The sequence below is a fragment of the Agrobacterium sp. MS2 genome (genome assembly GCF_003261015.1).
GTDB classification, from domain to species: Bacteria; Pseudomonadota; Alphaproteobacteria; order Rhizobiales; family Rhizobiaceae; genus Agrobacterium; species Agrobacterium pusense.
The window spans coordinates 3,841-6,956 of the sequence record NZ_QLNF01000068.1 but is presented as its reverse complement, the minus strand read 5'-3'; the positions used below and the strand labels follow the sequence as shown (position 1 = coordinate 6,956).

The window sequence follows — 3,116 nt, the reverse complement described above, 5'->3', positions numbered from 1 at the left end:
ATTCGCATCAACCCAAGGCTAGCCGCAGGTCTAGACATAGATCCTCACATTCAGAGAACTCGTATGCCCGACATGCCCTACTCAGCATCAGCCGCGCCAGATGGGGTCTCCTTGCCGCTTACGCTCGTTGTGAAGCGTCAGCCATAGCAACGCCAGCACCGCGTCGTCGATTTTGTCCTCGTCGATCTCCATTCCGAAAGCTTACCACGCGCGACCGCGAAGATCCCTGCGGCCTACCTCGGATGGATACTATAATTAAGCGGCAACGTCAGTTCAGGTCAATCGTAAGCGTCCGGTCAGGACATTTCTGACGGACCTTGCATGTGCCACGGCAGGAGTTCGTCGATCCGGTTGATGGGGTGATCGGCGATGCGGGTAAGGACCTCCCGCAAGTAGGCTTCCGGATCGAGGCCGTTGAGCTTTGCGGTCTCGATCAACGACAGGATTGCAGCGGCGCGTTCGCCGCCTTTGTCCGATCCCGCGAACAGCCAGTTCTTGCGGCCGAGCGCAATCGGTCGGATCGCCCGTTCAGCTGTATTGTTGTCGATCTCGATGGTGCCGTCTTCAAGGAAGCGGCAAAGCGATTTCCAGCGGGAAAGTGCGTATCGGATCGCTTCCGCTGTCCCGGATTTTTGAGGAAGGCGTTTGAGATTGTCATCCAGCCATAGCCGCAAGGCTTCGACCTTGGGAGTGCTGCTATGTTGCCGCGCAGCTTTCCGCACGTCTGGCGGTTCACCACGAACGGCCTTTTCGATGTCGTAGAGTTCGCCGATCCGCCGCAGCGCCTCCTCGGCAATTGGCGCTTTGCCTGACGTCGTCAGGTCGAAGAACTTGCGCCTTGCATGCGCCCAGCAGGCGGCTTCGAGAATGGCCGGTGCGCCGCCTGGCTCGTGCGGTTCATAAAGGTCACGAAAGCCCGCATAGCCGTCGGCATGCAGCACGCCCGAGAAGGTGGCCAGATGCTGCCTGGGATGCATTCCCTTGCGATCCGGACTGAAGAAGTAGCAGACTGCAGGTGGGATCGTTTCACCATAGGGACGACCGTCGCGAACATAGGTCCACAACCGCCCGGTCCTGGTCTTGCCCTTGCCTGGCTCCAGAACCGGAACGGGCGTGTCGTCACCATGAAGTCGATGGCCAGCGAACACATAGTCCCGAAGCTTCGCCAGCAGCGGCTCCAGCAATGTGCTGGCCTTGCCGATCCAGTCGGCCATGGTCGAGCGGGACAGATCGACGCCTTCCCGCGCATAAATCTCGGATTGGCGATAAAGAGGCAGGTAATCGCAATATTTGGCGATCAGCACATGGGCTACCAGACCCGGTCCCGGCTTGCCGCGTTCGATGGGCAACGACGGCATCTCGGCCTTAATCTGCGTATCGCAGCCCTTGCAGGTGAAGCGGGGCTGGACATGGCGCACGACACGGAACGAGGCCGGGACATAGTCGAGAACCTCGCTGACGTTTTCGCCTGCACGGATGAAGTCGGAGCCTCCACAGACCGGGCATGCGCAAGTTGCCTGGTGCGTCACGTCATGGCGTGGCAGATGATCGGGCAATGGCTGGCGGCTCGGCTTGGCCTTTGCCGGGCCGGCAGTCGACGACGATGCCGGGGCCATGGCTTCCGCCTCGGCCGCCTCGATATCTTCCAGCGCAAGTTCGAGCTGTTCAATGGCGCGGTCCATCTTCTCGGAGGACGAGCCGAACCGCGCCCGTTTGAGAACCGCAAGCTGCGCCTTCAGCTTGTCGATCAGGGTGTCGCGGGATTGAAGCTTCCGAGCCTGTTCAGCCAGTTGGTCAGCCTGCGCAGCGATGATGGCTCGCAACGCATCGACGTCTTCAGGCAGGATCGAAGGGCTCGCTTCCATGCCAAACTTTATAGGCGATTTGCTCTCAGATTGCCACTTATCTATCTGTAAAGATTGGCACCTGCCTTACGCAACCCGTGTCGGCGCAGAGGTCCAGGCGGGACGCCGCCAGTCAATACCTTCCCATAGCATCGACAACTGTGCTGCGGTCAGCCGGGCCGTGCCGTCGGTCGCGGACGGCCAGGGAAAGCGGCCCTTCTCCAGGACCTTGTAGTAGAGGCAAAATCCCTGGCCATCCCAGAACAGCAGCTTGATGCGATCACCGCGACGCCCTCGAAACGCAAACACTGAACCAGACGCGGGCTTCTGGCGAAGCGACGACTGCACCAGCGCCATCAGGCCGTCGATCCCCTTGCGCATATCCGTCACACCGCAGGCGAGATAGACGCGCACATTTGCTCCTGGCGCGATCATGCGTCTTCAACCGAGCGGATCAGCGCTTTCAGGACACCTGGCGCAATGTTAGCCTCGACCTTCAACACACGGCCGCCCTTGCAGCCGATCTCGATCCTCATGGGACGTGCCGCCCGCTTTGCTGCAGGTTTGTCAGTCGGAGCAGGTTGTTCAGCTTCGTCGCACGCTCCCGTGGCGATCAGTGCGACCGGTAGAAAAGAAACCACCGGCTCAGCCCGCTCGGCTGCAAACTTCCGCCGCCAGGTATAAATCTGCTGAGGTTTGATATCGTGCCGACGCGCTATTTCGGCAATCCTGGAATCCGGGTCGGCAGCCTCTTGCAGTATCGAAAGCTTCTCCTCGTCTGACCAGTCGCGCCGACGCTCGACACCGGTCAAAATCTCCATACGGCCCATAGTTCATCCCTGATGACGTCTCTAATGACGGAATTAGGTAAGCGGTGTGCCGCTGGCACATTGAATTCGCGCCCATATCAAACATGCAATTGCGGCGCGGACATTTTACAGGATCATGCTTGATCACTTGATGGCGCGTATCTGGCTCATGCGGGTCGAATTTTGTAGAAATGAGCACGGATAGTCGCTAGATATTGCCCACAGCGCGTGCTGCGGTGCTGCGGGTTCCCCCGAAATCCACGGAGACTACGATCAACCTCTCACAAGGAGCGCGAACCCATGTCTTCGACGATGTCCAAGGGCCGCATTCAATCCACTCTCCGCCACTTTCTCGATAACGAGGCATCAGGCGGTGTCATCCTGATGTTCGTTGCTGCACTGGCAATCGCGACAGCGAATTCCCCGATAGCGGACGCGTATTTCAATATCCTTCATGTCTATG

The 3,116-nt window shown here is 59.2% G+C and carries 4 protein-coding genes and 1 pseudogene; 1 reads left to right on the top strand and 4 read right to left on the bottom strand.

Translation table 11 applies throughout. From position 1 onward, the window contains the following. Nucleotides 1-120: 120 nt before the first annotated feature. From DOU54_RS28570 to tnpA, 4 genes and pseudogenes are all read right to left on the bottom strand, one after another. A pseudogene (locus tag DOU54_RS28570) lies at nt 121-192 on the bottom strand (DUF6429 family protein); the annotation flags it as partial. A 104-nt stretch (nt 193-296) separates the two neighbouring features. Beyond that, a complete protein-coding gene (gene tnpC, locus DOU54_RS18580) occupies nt 297-1,865 on the bottom strand; it encodes an IS66 family transposase (protein WP_113731718.1) in 1,569 nt (522 codons plus the stop codon). Nucleotides 1,866-1,931: 66 nt separating this feature from the next. Continuing rightward, a complete protein-coding gene (gene tnpB / locus DOU54_RS18575; protein ID WP_081177312.1) occupies nt 1,932-2,279 on the bottom strand; it encodes an IS66 family insertion sequence element accessory protein TnpB in 348 nt (115 codons plus the stop codon). Beyond that, nucleotides 2,276-2,665, bottom strand: a complete 390-nt coding sequence (tnpA, locus tag DOU54_RS18570) for an IS66-like element accessory protein TnpA (protein WP_210206213.1) — start codon at nt 2,663-2,665, stop codon at nt 2,276-2,278. The genes tnpB and tnpA overlap by 4 nt, the downstream gene beginning before the upstream one ends. A 288-nt stretch (nt 2,666-2,953) precedes the next feature. On the opposite strand from tnpA, the gene DOU54_RS18565 reads away from it, so the two are divergent. Continuing rightward, a partial coding sequence (locus tag DOU54_RS18565) for a Na+/H+ antiporter NhaA (protein WP_193603397.1) occupies nt 2,954-3,116 on the top strand: 163 nt, incomplete at its 3' end.